A 17,263-nucleotide genomic window follows, 5' to 3' on the forward strand; every position below is an offset into this window, starting at 1 on the left:
CACGTCGCGACACATTAGCGCTGGACGCGCGCGCCTCGGCTGCTTCATGCACCCGGGCATGAGGCGCGTTCTTCTCTGCCCGGCGCTCGCGCTGGTCGCCGCGGGCTGCACCGTCGGACCCGATTACCGCCCGCCGTCCACCGCGACGCTGGCGGTGCCCGCCGGCTATTCGGTGCCGGCGGCGCCGACCGCCGAGGACCTGACGCACTGGTGGCAGCGCTTCGACGATCCGGTGCTGGGCGAATTGGTGGAGCAGGCGACGGCCGCGAACACCGACGTCGCACAGGCAGTGGCGCGGCTGCGGCAGGCGCGCGAGGCGCTGGTGCAGAGCCGTGCCGACCTGTTGCCGACGATCAGCGGCAATACCGGCTACAGCCGCTCGGAAACGCTGCGTGGCGGCGGGCAGACGATCACGCTGCCCGATGGCACCGTCCAGAACATCGGCGGTGGCGGCGGCGCGAACAATTTCTCGGTGGGCGGCAGCGCGTCGTACCAGCTCGGGCTGTTCGGCGAGGTGCGCCGCACGATCGAGGCGAGCCGCGCGCAATATCAGGCGTCCGGGTTCGATTACGCGGCCGCCTTGCTGAGCGTGCAGCAGGCCGTGGCGCAGAATTACGTCTTGGCGCGACTCTACCAGCAGCAACTCGCCAATGCGCGCGCCAGCCTGGCGTTGCAGGAGGACAATCTCGAGATTGCCGGCTTCCGCCTCCAGGCCGGGCTGGTGTCGTCGCTTGATCAGGAACAGGCGCGGCAGCAGCGCGCGCAGACCGCCGCGACGATCCCGACGCTGGAACAGCAATATAACGCCGCGGTCTCGCGATTGGGCGTGCTGACCGCGCAGGCGCCCGGCGCGCTCAAGCCGCGGTTGGCCGCGGTGCGCCCGATCCCGGTCGGCACGCCGCCCGCCGGCATCGGCATCCCCGCCGATGTGCTGCGCCAGCGCCCGGACGTGCGCGCCGCCGAACGCACGCTGGCGGCGGCGACCGCACAGATCGGCGTGGCGGAGGCCGCGCTCTATCCCAATTTCGCGTTCAGCGGGAATATCAACGCGCGCGCCAATACGGTCGGCTCGTTGCTGGATACCGTCACCGGCGGATTGTTCGCGGGGCTGACGCAGGCGATCTTCAACGGCGGGCGGCTGCGCAGTCAGGTGCGCGGTCAGGAAGCCGCCGCCGACGCCGCGCTCGCCGCCTACAAGGGCACCGTGCTGACCGCGCTGGAGGATGTCGAGAATGCGGTCGTCGCACTCGACACCGCGCAGCGCCGCGAGCGCGAGTTGACCATCGCCTATGACGCCGCCAGCAACGCCGCGCTGCTGTCGCGCGAGCAATATCGCAGCGGCCTGAGCGATTTCACGACGCTCAGCCAGCAGGAAACCACGCTGCTCAGTACGCGCAACAGCGCCGCACAGGCGCGCGCCGACGAGGCGACCGCCCTGGTGCAATTGTTCGCGGCGCTCGGCGGCGGCTGGGACAGCGCCACCGTGCCGGAGGCGCCGCCGCGCGCCGCCAGTGCGCCCACTCTGGTCCAGCCCGCCCCCACCAACGGAAATCCCTGATGGCCGACACCAATCTCGACGATTTCCTGGGGCTGAAGCCGCAGCCGGCATGGCGGCGCTGGGGCAAGTGGGCGCTGGTGTTGGCGGCGGTGGTGCTGGTCGGGTTGCTGCTGACGCGCTGCGTGTTCGGCGACCCCGACAAGGTGAGCTACGCCACCACCCCGGTCACGCGCGGGCGGCTGACCGTGTCCGTGTCGGCGACGGGCAAGCTGGCGCCGACCAATCAGGTCACGGTCGGCTCGCAGCTGTCCGGGCTGGTGACCAGGGTGGTGATCGACGTCAACGACCGCGTCGTGGCCGGGCAACCGCTGGCGCTGATCGATCCCGAGCAGATCGACGACCAGATCAACGCCGCCAGGGCGACGCTGGCCGCGAACGAGGCGCAGGTCGCGCAGGCGCGCGCGACGCTCGCCGAGTCGCAGGCGCAACTCGCGCGGCTGACCGAGGTCTATCGGCTGTCGAAGGGCCGCGTGCCGTCCAAGACGGAGTTGCAGACCGGGCAGGCCGATGCGCAGCGCGCAAAGGCAGCGCTGAACGTGGCCGAGGCGAACGTCACCGCGGCGCGCGCGCAACTGTCGCAACAGCAGACGCAGCGTGCGCGCGCGATCATCCGCTCGCCCGTCAACGGCGTGGTACTGGCCCGGCAGGTCGATCCCGGTCAGACCGTCGCGGCGTCGTTCAACACGCCGACGCTGTTCGTGATCGCCGAGGACCTGACCCGCATGAAGCTGGAGGTCGCGATCGACGAGGCCGACGTCGGCGAGGTGCAGACCGGGCAGAAGGCGACCTTCACCGTCGATGCGTTCCCGGGCAAGACCTTCCCGGCGACGATCGCGCGCGTCGATCTCGGCTCTAACCTGACCGTCAGCAATGCGACCGCATCGTCGTCGAGCGGTACGTCGAGCACCAGCACGACCGGGCAGGTGGTGTCCTATGCCGCCGACCTGACGGTCTCGAATCCGACACTCCAATTGCGCCCCGGCATGACCGCCACCGCCGACATCGTGACGGCGGACAAGCAGAACGTGCTGCTCGTCCCCAACGCCGCGTTCCGGTTCAAGCCGGCGGCGGCCGGCGGCAAGGGGGGCGGGATCACCGGCGCGATCTTTGCCGGGCCACCACGCCGCGGCGGTGCGGCGCGCAGTGCGACCGTCGGTCGCGGTGCGACGCAGACGCTCTACGTCAAGGGCGCGGACGGCGCGCCGCAGCCGCTGCAGGTGACGACCGGCGACAGCAACGGAACGCTGACCGAGGTGATCTCCGGCGCGCTCCAGCCGGGGCAGGAGGTCATCACCGGGCAATTGGCGGGCGGCGAAACCGCTGCCGCGGCCGGCGGCGGTGCCACCAAGGGCGGGTCGCGTGGCCGGTGACGGCACGCTGATCGCGCTACGCGGCGTCACCAAGGTCTATGGCCAGGGGGCGACGCAGTTCCAGGCGCTCAAGGGGGTCGATCTCGATATCGACGCGGGCGACTTCGTGGCCGTGATGGGGCCGTCCGGATCGGGCAAGTCGACGACGATGAACATCCTCGGCTGCCTCGACGTGCCCAGTGCGGGGACGTTCCTGTTCCGCGGGCATCATGTCGAGACGCTCGACCGTGACGAACGCGCCTTGCTGCGGCGGCGCTATCTCGGCTTCGTCTTCCAGGGGTTCAACCTGCTCAGCCGCACCAGCGCGCTGGAGAATGTCGAACTGCCCCTGCTGTATCGCGGCGACGAGAAGCGCGCGCGACGCGAGACCGCGATGGCGGCGCTGGAGAAGGTCGGGCTCGACCGCTGGTGGGACCATACGCCTGCCGAGTTGTCGGGCGGGCAGCAGCAGCGCGTGGCGATCGCGCGGGCGATCGTGACCCGTCCGGACGTACTGCTGGCCGACGAGCCGACCGGCAACCTCGATTCGGAGCGTTCGGTGGAGATCATGGAGTTGCTCACCGAACTCAACCGCGAAAGCGGAATCACGGTGCTGATGGTGACGCATGAAGCCGACATGGCGGCGTTCGCGCGTACCGTGGTGCATTTTCGCGACGGGCTGGTGGAGCGGATCGAGTCGCAGCACGCGCAGGGCGAGGCGGTGTCGTGAGCCCCCGTCATTGCGAGCGGAGCGAAGCAATCCAGGGTGGCACGCGCGCGGCTCCGGATTGCCGCGTCGCTTCGCTCCCAGCAACGACGAAGGCAGCGTAGATGATCGGCACCACGCTCCTCCTCGCGCTGCGCTCGATCCGCCGCCACCTGCTGCGGTCGTTCCTGACCATTCTCGGCATCGTCATCGGCGTCGGCGCGGTCGTCACGATGGTGACGCTGGGCAAGGCGACCACCGCGGCGGTGCAGTCGCAGATCGCGGCGCTCGGCACCAACATCCTCCAGATCCGCCCCGGGCAGGGCTTCGGTCGCGGCGGCGGCGGGCCGCGCCCGCCCGATTTCACGCCCGAGGACGTCGCGGCGATCGCGACGCAGATCGCCGGCGTCACCGCGGTCGCGCCGCAGGCGCAGGCGAGCGCCACCGCGATCTACGAGGGCGCGAACTGGTCGACGACGATCAACGGCACCACCGCGGCGTATTTCCAGGTCCAGCCATGGCCGCTGGTCGCCGGCCGGTACTGGACGCCGGCCGAGGAGCAGGCGGGCAAGGCGGTCTGCATCATCGGCAATACCGTCCGCCAGAACCTGTTCCGTGGTGGCGAGGCGGTGGGGCTGCGTTTCCGGCTCGGCGATGTCAGCTGCGACGTGATCGGGGTGCTCAACACGCGCGGGCAGGCCGGATTCGGTGGTGACCAGGACGATGTCGTCGTCATGCCGATCAAGGCGGTGCAGCGGCGCTTCACCGGCAACCGCGACATCCGCCTGATGCTGGTCGGCATCGACCAGCGTTACCAGACCGCCGGGGTGCAATCCGCGATCACGGACCTGCTGCGCGAACGCCGCACGATCAGCGACGGGCGCGAGGACAACTTCAATATCTTCGACACCAAGCAGATCAGCGACACGCTGACCGGCACCACCACCGCGCTGACGCGGATCGTGGCGGCGGTGGCGGCGATCAGCCTGGTGGTGGGCGGGATCGGCATCATGAACATCATGCTGGTCAGCGTTACCGAGCGCACGCGCGAGATCGGCATCCGGCTTGCGATCGGCGCGGTCGCGCACGAGGTGCTGCTGCAGTTCCTGGTCGAAGCCGTGGTGCTGTCGTGCCTCGGCGGGTTGATCGGGCTGGTGCTGGCGCAAGGCGTGATCGCCGGACTGACCCCGCTGTTGCAGGTGCCGTGGACGTTCGATCCGCAGATCAACATCGTCGCCTTTGCGATCTCGGCCGTGATCGGGGTGGTGTTCGGCTATTTCCCGGCGCGGCGTGCGGCGGCGCTCAACCCGATCGACGCGCTACGCCACGAATGACGCGGACCGGCGCGATCGTCACCCGGCGCGCGCGATCCGGTTCCGCCCGTCGCGCTTGGCGCGGTACAGCGCAGCATCGACGTGCGTGAAAAGATCGTTGGCCGGATTCGGCGCGCGGAACGTGCCGTTCACGTCCGGCGCCCGCCATTATCGCGAGCCGGGAAAGCCGCCAGGCGGGATCGACATGCTGCGCCTCACGAATGCCGGATCGTTCGCCAACGGAGATTATCCATCGGTCAGGGCGCACCGCGCTCGCACGATCGGGCAGGTTTGCGATCTTTACCCCGTTATTGCCTCGCTTGGCTCGCAATGACGGCGCTCGCGGGGACGGCGGCTGGATGTCGATTGGCCCTAAGGCAGGTTGTCGACCGCGGCGCGGCGCTCGTCCGCCGATCCGGCGCGCAGTGCGTGCGAGTCCTGGCGCGTCAGCGCCTCCGGCGCGTGGACCAGCGCGCGCAGCCGTTCCAGATCCTCGGGCGTGTCGACGTCGATCAACTCCGCGGCGTTGGCGACGACGTGGCGCCCGGCCTGGATCAGGTCGCGCGCGCCCTGGTCGCCGGTGATCGCCATGATCGCGGCGAAGCGCCCGCACCCGATCAGCACCGGCGGCCGCGGCGCGACGCCATCGCTTGACGCGACCACGGCGTCGTCGGCCAGATCGGCGGCGGCGTCGAACAGGCGGTGGATGTGCGCGGCGGTGACGCGTGGCATGTCGCCCAGCGCGATCAGCACCGCTTTCGCGTCGTGCGCGCGTGCGCACTCTACGCCCATCCGCACCGACGATGCCATGTCGCGGTGCGGGGCGTCGTTGTGCATCACCGTGAAGCCGTGCGCGGCATAGTCGATCGTGCAGCCATCGACCACGACGATCCGCTCACGAAACGGCAGGTCCTCCAGCGCGACCGCCACGTGCAGCCCCAGCGGGCGCGCGAGGAACGGCTGGTCCAGCTTGCTCGCCCCGGACCCGAACCGCTCGGACCGGCCGGCGGCGAGCAGGACGAGCACGGTGTCTTCAACGGCGATCATGAAACGCTCCCACCATCGCGGCCGCGATCGACAAGGCGATCTCTGCCGGTCCGACCGCGCCGATGTCGATGCCTACCGGGCCATCGATACGGTCCACTTGATGTGGATCAACGCCGGATGCCGTCAATCGCTCCCGCCGCGCAGCATGGCTGCGCCGGCTGCCGAGCGCGCCGACATAGGCGGCATCGCTCGACAGCGCGGCGACCAATGCAGGGTCGTCGATCTTGGTGTCGTGGCTGAGCGTCACGATCGCGGTCGAGCGCCCCGGTTTCCACGCGGTCACCGCTTCGTCGGGCCAGCGATCGTCGAGCGTCACGCCGGGAAAGCGCTCCTCGGTCAGGAACCGTCCGCGCGGATCGATCACCACCACCTCGATCCCGAGCGTGGCGGCCAGCGCGGCGAGGCTTTGCGCGATCTGCACCGCGCCGACGATCAGCAGCCGGCGTGGCGGATCGTAGCGGTTCACGAAAACCTCGCCGGTTTCAACGGGACGCAAATCGGCATGGCCGGTGGCGAGGTCGGTGGTGACGGTCAGCGACTGCCCCGCCGCGCGTGCCTCCGCGATGCGATCGAACAGTTCGGGGTCGAAGCCATCCGCGCCGACCCGCTGCACCATCACCGAGATCTCGTCGCCGCACGGCAGCCCGACCTCCCATGCGCTGTCGTCCGCGACGCCGTAGGTCTTCACCGCGAATGGCGCGCCGGCGATCACCTGCGCAGCGGTGTCGAGGATATCTCCCTCGACGCAGCCACCCGATACCGATCCCTCGAACCGGCCATCGGCATGGACCAGCATGTGGCTGCCGCGCGGGCGCGGTGCCGAGCCCCACGTCGAGACGACGGTGGCGAGCGCCAACGGCTCGCCCTTCCAGGCGGCGGCGGCGGCGAGGACGGAATCGTTGTCGGCCATGATCGTCTTTCAAGGAGATGCGCCATGAGGAGCGGAGCGAAGCGACCCGGGGTTCCGCGCGCTGCCCCGGATCGTCGCGTCGCGTCGCTCCTCGCAACGACGTCGGAAGCTTAGACGGGCGGCAGCGCCGCCAGCAACTTGTCGCAGGTGATCGGATAGTCGCGCACGCGCACGCCGGTGGCGTGATAGATCGCGTTGGCGATCGCGGCGCCCGCACCCGAGATTCCGAGTTCGCCGATCCCCTTGGCGTGGATCGGATTGGCATGAACGTCACGCTCGTCGATGAATTCCACCTCGATCTGCGGGATGTCGGCGTTCACGGGCACGTGGTATTCGGCGAGGTCACGGTTCACGACCTTGCCGTTGCGGGGATCGTGGACCAGTTCCTCGGTCAGCGCCGCGCCGATCCCGAACGTCATGCCACCCAGGCATTGCGAGCGCGCGGTCTTGGCGTTCAGGATCCTCCCCGCCGCGAACACGCCCAGCATCCGCTCGACGCGCACCTCGCCAGTGGTCGCATTCACCTTCACCGCGGCGAAATGCGCGCCATAGCTGGCCTGGCGATGCAGCTTTTCCTGCCGGCCCGGCGCGATGCTGCCGGTCACGGTCATGCCGTCGCCGACCAGTTCCGCGATCTCGACCGCACGGTTCTCCGCGATCGCGCGCCCGTCCTTCAGCGTCATCGACGCCGCATCGACTCCCATCGCCTTGGCCAGCTTCTCGCGCAGCCCCTCGCAGGCGACATAGACCGACGACCCCGAAGATCCCGCGCCCCATGATCCGCCCGACCCGGCAGCGGGCGGTGCCGCGCCGTCGCCAAGATGCACGGTGACGCGCTCGATCGGCAGGCCCAGCGTCTCGGCGGCGATCTGCGCCAGGATCGTATAGGTGCCGGTGCCGATGTCGGTCATGTCCGTCGACACGATGGCGTTCCCGTCGGCCGTCAGTTCGACAGTGGCCGATGATTTCTGGAGCATGTTCGAGCGCACTGCCGCCGCCACGCCGACCCCGTGCCACCATTCGCCGCGGCGATCGGCGGCGGGCACAGGCTTGCGCGCGGCCCAGCCGAACAGCGCCGCACCCTTGTCGAGGCACGGGATCAGCTGTCGCGTGGAGAAAGGCAGATCGTTCTGCGGGTCCATCGCCGGCTCGTTGCGACGGCGCAGCTCGATCGGGTCGATGCCGACCGCATAGGCCAGTTCGTCCATCGCCGCTTCCAGCGCCAGCATCCCGACCGCCTCACCCGGCGCCCGCATCGATCCGGCGAGCAGCCAGTTGAGTCGTACCAGCTTGTGATCGATCAGCCTGTTGGGCGCGGCATAGGCGAATTGCGTACCGATCCCCGCCGGTTCGAAGAAGTCCTCGCCGGGCAGGTTGCTGGCCAGCGTCTCGTGTCCAAGGCCGGTCAGCTTGCCGTGCGCGTCCGCGGCCAGCCGGATACGCTGTTCGGTATTGGAGCGGCGCACGGTCGCGTCGAACACCTGCTGGCGTGCCATCGCCACCTTCACCGGGCGGTCGAGCCGCTTGGCGGCGATGGCCGCGGCGACGCTCTCGGGCGCGATGCCCAGCTTCGACCCGAACCCGCCGCCGACGTAGCGCGAGATGATCCGCACCTTGTCCTTGGCGACACCCAATGCGGCGGCAAGCTGCATCTGGTCGGAAGCGACCATCTGGTAGCTGCCGTGGAGCACCAGCGTGCCGTCCTGCCATTCGGCGATCGAGGCATGCGGCTCCATCGCCGCCGAATTCTGGCTCGGCGTCGTATAGGTCGCGTCGATCGTGAACGTGGCATCGGCCATCGCGGCGTCGACATCGCCCTTGGCCATGTGCGGCGGTATCTGGTCGGGGGGTGGACGCGTCGCCTGGTCGCGGTGCGCGGCGAAGACGTACGCACCTTTCGCAGGCTCGTAATCGATCGTCACGCGCGCCGCGGCATCGCGCGCCGCCTCGAACGTCTCGGCAACGACGATCGCGACGATCTCGCCGTGATAGTCGACCTTCTCGACCCCCTGCGTCGGCGCCTTCTTCTCGCCGCCCTGCTGCGGGTTGCGGATGAAGCTGGGATAGTCGGTGATGACGTCGATCACGCCCGGCAAAGCGCGCGCCGCGTCGGCCACGACGTCACGGATCGTCCCCGATCCGAACGGTGCGCGGACCAGCACGCCGTAGCTCAGCCGATCGACGGCGTATTCGGCGGCATAGGTCGCCTTGCCCGAGACCTTCAACGGGCCCTCGATCCGGTCGAGCGGCTTGCCGATCACGCCTTGCGCGCCGGCATCCAGCCAGCTGTGCGGATGCGGGTCGTTCATCGTCAGGCTGCGCGTGTCCTCGCGGCCCAGCACTTTGTCGATCAGGGTCATTGCGTCACCTCGCGCAGGCAGGCGATCAGCGTGCGCCGCGCCAAAGGAAGCTTGAAATCGTTCGAGCCGAAGCCCTTCGCGTCGGCCAGCAGCGCGTCGGCTGCCGCCGCGAACACCGCCTCGGACGGGGCGTTGCCGACCAGCGCCGCCTCAACGCCGGGATCGCGCCACGGCATGTGCGCTACGCCACCGAACGCGAGCGCCGCCGACGCGATCGTGCCGTTCTCGACGCTCACCACCGCCGCGACGGAGAACAGTGCGAATGCGTAGGACGCGCGGTCACGAACCTTGCGATACAGGTGCCGGCCGGCGGGCGGGGCGGGCAACTCGACATGCGTGATCAGCTCGCCGGCCTCCAGCACGTTCTCGATGTGCGGCGCGTCGCCCGGCAGGCGGTAGAAGTCGCCGATCGGGAGGCGGCGCTTGTCGCCGTCGGCCTTCTGCGTGACGATCACTGCGTCCAGCGCGCGCATCGCCACCGGCATGTCGCCGGGGTGCGTCGCGATGCAGTGCTCGCTGGTGCCGAGGATCGCGTGGATGCGGTTGAACCCGCCGATCGCCTCGCATCCGCTGCCCGGCTCGCGCTTGTTGCAGCCCGCTGCCGTGTCGTAAAAGTAATAGCAGCGCGTCCGCTGAAGCAAATTGCCCCCGGTCGTCGCCTTGTTGCGCAACTGCCCGGACGCGCCGGCCAGCAAGGCGCGGCTCAGCACCTCGTACTTCGCGATCACCCGCGGGTCGGCGGCGAGATCGCTGTTTGGCACCAGCGCACCGATCGTCAGCCCGCCGTCCTCGCGCTCGTCGATCGTGTTCAGGTCCAGCCGGCTGATGTCGACCAGCTTGTCGGGCGTCTCGACCTGTAACTTCATCAGATCGAGCAGGTTGGTGCCGCCGGCAATGAAGCGCCCGCCGGCCTGCGTGGCCTCGGCGACCGATCCGGCCCGCGCATAATCGAAGGTCTTCATGCGTCCACCTTCGCATCGGCATCGGCGACTTCGCGGATCGCGTCGACGATATTGGGGTAAGCGGCGCAGCGGCAGATGTTGCCGCTCATCCGCTCGCTGATCTCGGCGTCGTCGAACGCGACGGTGTTCAGGTCCGCCGAGGCATGGCTCGGCCAGCCCTTCTTCACCTCGTCGAGCATGCCGACCGCGGAGCAGATCTGCCCGGGCGTGCAGTAACCGCATTGATAGCCGTCGTGCCGCACGAACGCGGATTGCAGCGGGTGGAGGTTCTCGGGCGTGCCCAACCCCTCGATCGTCACGATCTCGTCGTCCTGGTGCATCACCGCCAGCGTCAGGCAGGAATTGATGCGCCGTCCGTTGACCAGCATCGTGCACGCGCCGCACTGCCCGTGGTCGCAGCCCTTCTTGCTGCCGGTCAGCCCGAGATGCTCGCGGCACAAGTCGAGCAGCGACGTCCGGACGTCGACTTCCGCCTCGTGCGGTTTACCATTGATCGTGAAGTGCATGCGCTCGGCCTCTCCGCTCATTCCGCACCAACGTCGGCGAGCGGGGCCGGGTCCGTGCGAACGATTCTCACGGCTACGGTTCAGGTGGGTGCTGCTATGGCGGCGCATCGGGTGGGAGAAGATCGAGATGCGCAGACTGATGTTGGGGTGTGCCGCGCTGCTGGCGACGAGCGGGTGCGTGCGCACCGCCTGGAACGTCGCGACGATGCCGGTCAAGGCGGTCGGCAAGGGTGCCGATCTGATGACGACCAGCGCCAAGGAACGCGACGAGAAATATACGCGCCGCATGCGCAAGGAGCAGGAGAAGCGCGACAAGGAGTGTCGCAAGCATCCGGAAAGCTGCCAGGCGGACGGCTATGGCGCGCCGGCGCGGCCGCCGGCGTACTGAGGCGGAAACCAGCTACGTCATTGCGAGCGTCGCCGGGCCATCCAGCCGTGCTGGTCCGGCACTGGATTGCTTCGCTGCGCTCGCAATGACGTGAGGGGCTAGCCGAGCGGCCTTATTCGGTGGACGGCGCGTTCGGCTGCTCGGCGTCCTTCTCGTCGCCGGCCTGATGGCCGCCGTGATAGGCGCGTTCGGTCTGCCCGCCGTCGAAATGCCCGCCGTCCTTGCCGGTATGCGGGTTGGGGTAGGCGCCGCCCTGGCTCTCGCCCTTGCTGTCGCGGCGGCTCGCGACTTCGCCGTTCTCGTCGGGCACGTGCGGACTCGTGCCCTCGCCATCGGCCTGCATCGGTTCCTTGTCGCTCATGTCATCCTCCGGGTCCGCACCCGCGCAGGCGGGCGATGCGCTACCTACGCGCGGGTGCGGCAAAGGGATGCGTGGCGTCAGGTCACACCAGCTCCGCCAGCGCGCTCGCCTCGAAGCCCTTCAGCCCGGCGGCGTCGCCGGCGCGCACCTTCGCCACCCAGTCGGCGTCGCTGATCAGCGCGCGCCCGACCGCGATCAGGTCGAACTCGTCGCGCTCCATTCGCGCGACCAGCCGGTCGAGGTCGGTGCTGGTCGAGCCCTCGCCGCCGAACGCCGCCAGGAACTCGCCCGACAGCCCGACCGAGCCGACGCTGATCGTCGCGGCACCGGTCAGCTTCTTGGCCCAGCCGGCGAAATTCAGCCCGTCCGCACCGTCGATCTCGGCGAACTCCGGCTCCCAGAAGCGCCGCTGCGAGCAGTGCAGCACGTTTGCCCCCGCCTCGACCAGCGGCAGCAGCCAGTCGGTCATCGCCGCGGGCGTCTCCGCGAGCCGCGCGCGGTAATCCTGCTGCTTCCACTGGCTGACGCGCAGGATCACCGGGAAGTCCGGGCCGACCGCGGCGCGTACCGCCTTCACCACCTCGCCTGCGAAGCGCGAGCGTTCGCGGATCGTCGCGCCGCCGTACGTGTCGTCGCGCTGGTTGGTGCCGCCCCAGAAGAACTGGTCGATCAGATAGCCGTGCGCACCGTGGATCTCGACCGTGTCGAAACCGAGCGCCTTCGCCTCGGACGCGGCACGCGCAAACGCGGCGATCGTGTCGGCGACGTCTTCGTCGCTCATCGCCTGCCCGCGGGCTTCGGCAGGCGCGTTATAGCCCGACGGGCTCTCGACCGGCTGCGGGGGTGCCCAGTCGCCCGCGGGCGGGCCGCTGGTGGCGCCGGTGTGCCAGATCTGCGGTCCCATCCTGCCGCCGGCGTCGTGGACCGCGTCGATCACGCCCTTCCAGCCCGCCAGCGCGGCATCGCCGTGGAAGAACGGGATGCCAGGATGATTGCGCGACGACGGCCGGTCGATGACCGTACCCTCGGACAGGATCAGCCCGACTCCACCCTCGGCGCGGCGACGGTAATAAGCGGCATTCGCCTCGCCTACGACGCCACCGGGCGCCATGGTGCGGGTCATCGGCGCCATCACGATGCGGTTGGACAGCTCGAGCGAGCCGAGCGTGAACGGGCGGAACAGGGTATCGACCGAGGCGGTGGACATGGATGGCCTTTTCTTGTGATTTCGCCCTACAGGTATATATTGGAAACCTGACGTCAATAACGCACCAGCGATCCACCAGGTATACTCATGGAAACCACCCCCACCTTCGCACCCCTCGCGGCCCCGCCGCCTGACCTCGTTCCCGGCCCGATTCCCGGTACGGTCCCGGGCCTCGCGGGCTGCCAGCATTTTTCGGTCGACTGCCCCAGCCGGACGCTGCTCGATCAGATCGCGGACAAATGGTCGATGATGGTGTTGACCGTTCTCGACGCCGCGCCGATGCGCTTCAACGCGATCCGCCGCCACCTGGAAGGCGTGACGCAGAAGGCGCTGACGCAGTGCCTGCGCCGGCTGGAGCGCAACGGGCTGGTCTCGCGACGCGTGATCCCGGCGTCGCCGGTCGCGGTGGAATATGCGATCACGCCGCTGGGGCGCTCGCTGCACCAGCCGTTCAAGGCGCTGTATCGCTGGGCGATCGAGAACATGACGCATGTCCAGGAAGCCCGCGGCCGCTTCGACGCGAAGCTGACGGTCTGAATTTCCCGTCGCGGCGGTTCGTCATTGCGAGCGCAGCGAAGCAATCCAGAGCCGGACCAGAACGCCCTGGATTGTTTCGCTACGCTCGCAACGACGGCGCGGGTTGCATGAACGTCTTCCTGCTTCGGGCTCGCGATGACGGGCCAAACAACGGAACGAACACATGAAGAAGATCGGCTTCCTCTCCTTCGGGCATTGGTCCGACGCGCATGGCTCGGCGACGCGCTCCGCCGCTGACGTCCTGCTTCAGTCGATCGAGCTCGCGGTCGCCGCCGAGGAACTCGGCGCGGACGGCGCCTATTACCGCGTCCACCATTTCGCGCAGCAGCTCGCCTCGCCGTTTCCGCTGCTCGCCGCGGTCGGCGCGCGCACGCGCTCGATCGAGATCGGCACCGGCGTGATCGACATGCGCTACGAGAACCCGTTCTACATGACCGAGAATGCCGGGGCCGCCGATCTGATCGCGGGCGGGCGGCTGCAACTCGGGCTCAGCCGCGGTTCGCCCGAGCAGGTGATCGAGGGCTGGCGCTATTTCGGCTACGCGCCGGCGGCGGGCGAGAGCGACGCCGACATGGGCCGCCGCCACACCGAATTGTTCCTGCGGCTGCTGGCTGGCGAGGGCTTCGCCACGCCCAGTCCGCAGCCGATGTTTCCCAATCCCCCCGGACTGCTCCGGCTGGAGCCGCATGCGGCTGGCCTGCGCGAGCGGATCTGGTGGGGATCGGCCTCCGATGCCACCGCGATATGGGCGGCGCAGATGGGCATGAACCTGCAAAGCTCGACGCTGAAGGCCGACGAAAGCGGCGAGCCGTTCCACGTGCAGCAGGCGAAGCAGATCCGAGCCTATCGCGAGGCGTGGGCCGCGGCCGGTCACGCCCGTGCGCCACGCGTGTCGGTGTCGCGCTCGATCTTCGCGCTGACCGACGATCGCGACCGTGCCTATTTCGGGCGCGACGGCGGCGGCGACCAGATCGGCGTGATCGATAACATGCGCGCGGTGTTCGGTCGCTCCTACGCTGCCGAACCGGAACGGCTGATCGAGCAACTTCGCGCCGACGAAGCGATCGCCGAGGCCGACACGCTGCTGCTCACCGTCCCGAACCAGCTCGGCGTCGATTACAATGCGCACGTGCTGGAAAACATCCTGCGCCACGTCGCGCCGGCGCTGGGCTGGCGCTGACCGACCGCGCCTCGTTATCGCCGGCAAAAGAAAGCCGCTGTCCTACACCGCCTTCACCCGGCTAATGTCGGGCGTCATCAGGTGGAACCAGGCGTGGACATCATTGCGAGCGCAGCGAGGCAATCCGCGGCGTCCTGGTCGGGCGCGGGGTCGCTTCGCTGCGCTCGCAACGGTAGGGGGACGTCGTGTCATCCGGCCCGCCAGCCGATCGACGAACCTCGCAACCGCCTCAACATTCGCAACACGCGCGCCGCGCGCGAACCCCGCCAGCGTCTCAACATTCGCAACATTCGCGCCGCCGACGACCCCGCCGGCGTCTCAACATTCACAACATTCGCGTGCCGCCGCGAACCTCGCTAAAGCCCCGCCGCCATGATCCGCATCACCGACCTTAAACTGCCGCTCCATCATGCCGACGAGGCGTTGCCCGCCGCAATCGTCAAGCGGCTGCGCATCACCCCGCGCGACCTGATCCGCTTCACCGTGGCGCGGCGCGGGGCCGACGCGCGTGAGCATGGCAAGATCGCGCTGGTCTACACGCTGGACGTAGCGGTGAAGAACGAAGGCACCGTGCTCGCGCGCAACCGCCGCGACCGCGACGTCTCGCTCACGCCCGACACCCGCTACCGCGCGCCCGCACCGGCGACGGAGGGCGCACCGCGACCGGTGGTGATCGGCGCCGGGCCGTGCGGGTTGTTCGCCGCGCTGATCCTCGCGCAGGGCGGTTATCGCCCGATCGTGCTGGAGCGCGGCAAGGTGGTGCGCGAACGCACCAAGGACACGTGGGGCCTGTGGCGGCGCAGCGTCCTCAACCCCGAATCGAATGTCCAGTACGGGGAGGGCGGGGCAGGGACCTTCTCGGACGGGAAGCTCTACAGCCGCATCAAGGATCCGCGCTACCTGAACCGCAAGGTGCTGACCGAGTTCGTGAAGGCCGGCGCGCCCGAGGACATCCTGACCGAGGCGCACCCGCACATCGGCACGTTCCGGCTGGTGACGATGGTCGAGAGCATGCGCGCGACGATCGAGGAACTCGGCGGCGAGTACCGCTTCTCGACTCGCGTCGAGGGGTTCGACATCGTCGGCGACGGGGAAGGGCGTCGGATGCGCGGGCTGCACCTGAACGACGGCGGCTATCTGGAGGCCGAGCACGTCGTGATGGCGATCGGGCACAGCGCGCGATACGTTCGCCACGCTGCTGGAGGCGGGCGTCCATGCCGAAGCCAAGCCGTTCTCGATCGGGGTGCGCATCGAACACCCGCAATCGTGGATCGACCGCGCACGCTTCGGCCCCGATGCCGGGCATCCCGTGCTCGGCGCTGCGGAATATCACATTTCGCATCACTGCTCGAACGGGCGCACGGTCTACAGCTTCTGCATGTGCCCGGGCGGCACTGTCGTCGCCGCCACCTCCGAGGAGGGCCGCGTCGCCACCAACGGCATGAGCCAATATTCGCGCAACGAGCGCAACGCCAATTCCGGGTTCGTCGTCGCGATCGACCCGGCGCGTGACTTTCCCGGCGACGCGTTGGCCGGCATCGCGCTGCAGCGCCATTGGGAGGAACGCGCGTTCGTCGCCGGCGGGTCGAATTACCACGCCCCGGCGCAGCGCGTTGGGGACTTTCTCGCCGCGCGCCCCTCGACGACGCTCGGCAGCGTCGTGCCCTCCTACAAGCCCGGCGTGACCCCCACTGACCTCGCCGAATGCCTGCCCGACTTCGCGATCCAGGCGATGCGCGAGGCGATCCCGGTGTTCGGGCGGCAGATCAAGGGCTACGACCACCCGGACGTGGTGATGACCGGGGTCGAGACGCGCACCTCCTCGCCGGTGCGCTTCACCCGCGGCGATGACCTGCAAAGCCTCAACACGCGCGGGCTGTATCCGGCCGGGGAGGGCGCGGGCTACGCCGGCGGGATCCTGTCGGCGGCGGTCGACGGCATCCGCGTCGCCGAGGCGGTGGCGGAACGTATCGCCGCGGCATGACGCTGATCCTGTTCAACAAGCCGTACGACGTGCTGAGCCAGTTCACCGATCGCGGCGCGCCGGCGACACGCACGACGTTGTCGGACTTCATCGCCGTGCCGGGTGTCTACCCGGCCGGGCGGCTGGATCGCGACAGTGAAGGATTGCTGCTGCTCACCGACGACGGCCGGCTACAGGCGCGGATCGCCGATCCGAAGTTCAAACTGCCCAAGACCTATTGGGTGCAGGTCGAGGGCGTCCCCGACGACGCGGCGCTGGCGGCGCTGCGCGACGGTGTCATGCTGAAGGACGGACCGACCCGCCCTGCCCAGGTCGAGCGCATCGACCCGCCGGCGCTATGGCCGCGCACGCCGCCGATCCGCGTCCGCGCGAGCATCCCCGACAGCTGGATCGCGTTGACGATCCGTGAGGGGCGCAACCGTCAGGTGCGACGCATGACCGCGGCGGTCGCGCACCCGACGCTGCGGCTGGTGCGCTGGCGGGTCGGCGAGTGGACGCTGGACGGCATCGACAGTGGCGCGTGGGTGGCGGCGTGAAGATCTTCTTCGATGGCGGGCTGCGGCCGGCGGGGATGGAATATGCGCTGGTCGCCGGGGGACGCACCTGGATGCGCCGCGATCTCGGTCCCGGCACCAGCATGGAAGCGGAGTGGCTGGCGCTGACCGCCGCGTTGCGGCTTGCCGATGAATTGGGGTTGGCCGAGGCGGTGTTGCTCGGCGATTCGGCGGCGGTGATCGCGCAGGCGCACGGCGCGATCCGCTGCCCGCCGGCACATCGCCGGCATTTCGACGATTTCCATGCACTTCCCCGGCCGGAGCGGCTGCGCATCCGCTACATCCGCCGCACGCAGAACCTCGCCGGGATCGCGCTGGAGCGCTACGCGATGGCGTGAGCG

16 protein-coding genes and 1 pseudogene are annotated in these 17,263 nt (G+C 69.2%); 10 read left to right on the forward strand and 7 right to left on the reverse strand.

The annotated features are described in order from the left end of the window. Positions 1–58: 58 nt before the first annotated feature. From SPHPHY_RS0102880 to SPHPHY_RS0102895, 4 genes are all read left to right on the forward strand, one after another. The gene (locus SPHPHY_RS0102880) at positions 59–1,558 is read left to right on the forward strand and encodes an efflux transporter outer membrane subunit (protein ID WP_022685213.1); all 1,500 of its coding nucleotides are present in this window, start codon (positions 59–61) and stop codon (positions 1,556–1,558) included. Beyond that, the gene (locus SPHPHY_RS0102885; protein ID WP_022685214.1) at positions 1,558–2,928 is read left to right on the forward strand and encodes an efflux RND transporter periplasmic adaptor subunit; all 1,371 of its coding nucleotides are present in this window, start codon (positions 1,558–1,560) and stop codon (positions 2,926–2,928) included. Before SPHPHY_RS0102880 ends, SPHPHY_RS0102885 begins: the two co-directional genes overlap by 1 nt. Next, complete coding sequence (locus tag SPHPHY_RS0102890) at positions 2,918–3,637, forward strand: ABC transporter ATP-binding protein (RefSeq protein WP_022685215.1); 720 nt, start codon at positions 2,918–2,920, stop codon at positions 3,635–3,637. The genes SPHPHY_RS0102885 and SPHPHY_RS0102890 overlap by 11 nt, the downstream gene beginning before the upstream one ends. Before the next feature lie 101 nt (positions 3,638–3,738). Next, entirely contained in the window at positions 3,739–4,947 is a 1,209-nt protein-coding gene (locus tag SPHPHY_RS0102895; protein WP_022685216.1) for an ABC transporter permease, read from the forward strand. Between the two features lie 351 nt (positions 4,948–5,298). Here the strand turns inward: SPHPHY_RS0102895 and SPHPHY_RS19015 are convergent, their stop codons facing one another. The 5 genes from SPHPHY_RS19015 to SPHPHY_RS19020 all read right to left on the reverse strand — a co-directional run bounded on the left by SPHPHY_RS19015 (position 5,299) and on the right by SPHPHY_RS19020 (position 10,711). Further along, positions 5,299–5,973 (reverse strand): nucleotidyltransferase family protein, encoded by a 675-nt coding sequence (locus SPHPHY_RS19015; protein WP_051148256.1) that lies wholly within the window; start codon positions 5,971–5,973, stop codon positions 5,299–5,301. Then, a complete protein-coding gene (locus SPHPHY_RS0102915) occupies positions 5,960–6,883 on the reverse strand; it encodes an XdhC family protein (RefSeq protein WP_022685218.1) in 924 nt (307 codons plus the stop codon). Before SPHPHY_RS0102915 ends, SPHPHY_RS19015 begins: the two co-directional genes overlap by 14 nt. Positions 6,884–6,993: 110 nt before the next feature. Continuing rightward, entirely contained in the window at positions 6,994–9,243 is a 2,250-nt protein-coding gene (locus SPHPHY_RS0102920; RefSeq protein WP_022685219.1) for a xanthine dehydrogenase family protein molybdopterin-binding subunit, read from the reverse strand. Further along, entirely contained in the window at positions 9,240–10,205 is a 966-nt protein-coding gene (locus SPHPHY_RS0102925; protein WP_022685220.1) for an FAD binding domain-containing protein, read from the reverse strand. Before SPHPHY_RS0102925 ends, SPHPHY_RS0102920 begins: the two co-directional genes overlap by 4 nt. Further along, the gene (locus tag SPHPHY_RS19020; RefSeq protein ID WP_081645377.1) at positions 10,202–10,711 is read right to left on the reverse strand and encodes a 2Fe-2S iron-sulfur cluster-binding protein; all 510 of its coding nucleotides are present in this window, start codon (positions 10,709–10,711) and stop codon (positions 10,202–10,204) included. Before SPHPHY_RS19020 ends, SPHPHY_RS0102925 begins: the two co-directional genes overlap by 4 nt. A 127-nt stretch (positions 10,712–10,838) precedes the next feature. Here SPHPHY_RS19020 and SPHPHY_RS0102935 point away from each other — a divergent pair, with 127 nt between their 5' ends. Beyond that, entirely contained in the window at positions 10,839–11,099 is a 261-nt protein-coding gene (locus SPHPHY_RS0102935; RefSeq protein WP_051148363.1) for a hypothetical protein, read from the forward strand. Between the two features lie 112 nt (positions 11,100–11,211). On the opposite strand, the gene SPHPHY_RS19025 is transcribed toward SPHPHY_RS0102935, so the two are convergent. After that, positions 11,212–11,460 carry a hypothetical protein gene (locus tag SPHPHY_RS19025; RefSeq protein WP_022685223.1) on the reverse strand — a complete coding sequence of 83 codons (249 nt, stop codon included), beginning with the start codon at positions 11,458–11,460 and terminating at the stop codon, positions 11,212–11,214. Between the two features lie 82 nt (positions 11,461–11,542). After that, on the reverse strand, positions 11,543–12,667 hold the full coding sequence (locus tag SPHPHY_RS0102945; protein WP_022685224.1) for an NADH:flavin oxidoreductase: 1,125 nt from the start codon (positions 12,665–12,667) through the stop codon (positions 11,543–11,545). 87 nt (positions 12,668–12,754) lie between these two features. On the opposite strand from SPHPHY_RS0102945, the gene SPHPHY_RS0102950 reads away from it, so the two are divergent. The 5 genes and pseudogenes from SPHPHY_RS0102950 (at position 12,755) to SPHPHY_RS0102970 (ending at position 17,260) form a co-directional block, all read left to right on the forward strand. Beyond that, positions 12,755–13,204 (forward strand): winged helix-turn-helix transcriptional regulator, encoded by a 450-nt coding sequence (locus tag SPHPHY_RS0102950; RefSeq protein ID WP_022685225.1) that lies wholly within the window; start codon positions 12,755–12,757, stop codon positions 13,202–13,204. A gap of 163 nt (positions 13,205–13,367) precedes the next feature. Then, positions 13,368–14,384 (forward strand): LLM class flavin-dependent oxidoreductase, encoded by a 1,017-nt coding sequence (locus SPHPHY_RS0102955; RefSeq protein WP_022685226.1) that lies wholly within the window; start codon positions 13,368–13,370, stop codon positions 14,382–14,384. A gap of 372 nt (positions 14,385–14,756) precedes the next feature. Continuing rightward, a pseudogene (locus SPHPHY_RS19030) lies at positions 14,757–16,368 on the forward strand (NAD(P)/FAD-dependent oxidoreductase). After that, positions 16,365–16,904, forward strand: a complete 540-nt coding sequence (locus SPHPHY_RS0102965) for an rRNA large subunit pseudouridine synthase E (RefSeq protein ID WP_022685227.1) — start codon at positions 16,365–16,367, stop codon at positions 16,902–16,904. The pseudogene SPHPHY_RS19030 and the gene SPHPHY_RS0102965 overlap by 4 nt, the downstream one beginning before the upstream one ends. Further along, positions 16,901–17,260: a reverse transcriptase-like protein gene (locus SPHPHY_RS0102970; RefSeq protein ID WP_028056424.1), complete on the forward strand. Its 360-nt coding sequence runs from the start codon at positions 16,901–16,903 to the stop codon at positions 17,258–17,260. Before SPHPHY_RS0102965 ends, SPHPHY_RS0102970 begins: the two co-directional genes overlap by 4 nt. Positions 17,261–17,263 lie beyond the last annotated feature (3 nt).

Origin of the sequence: Sphingomonas phyllosphaerae 5.2 (assembly GCF_000419605.1) — a bacterium.
Taxonomy (GTDB): Bacteria; Pseudomonadota; Alphaproteobacteria; order Sphingomonadales; family Sphingomonadaceae; genus Sphingomonas; species Sphingomonas phyllosphaerae_B.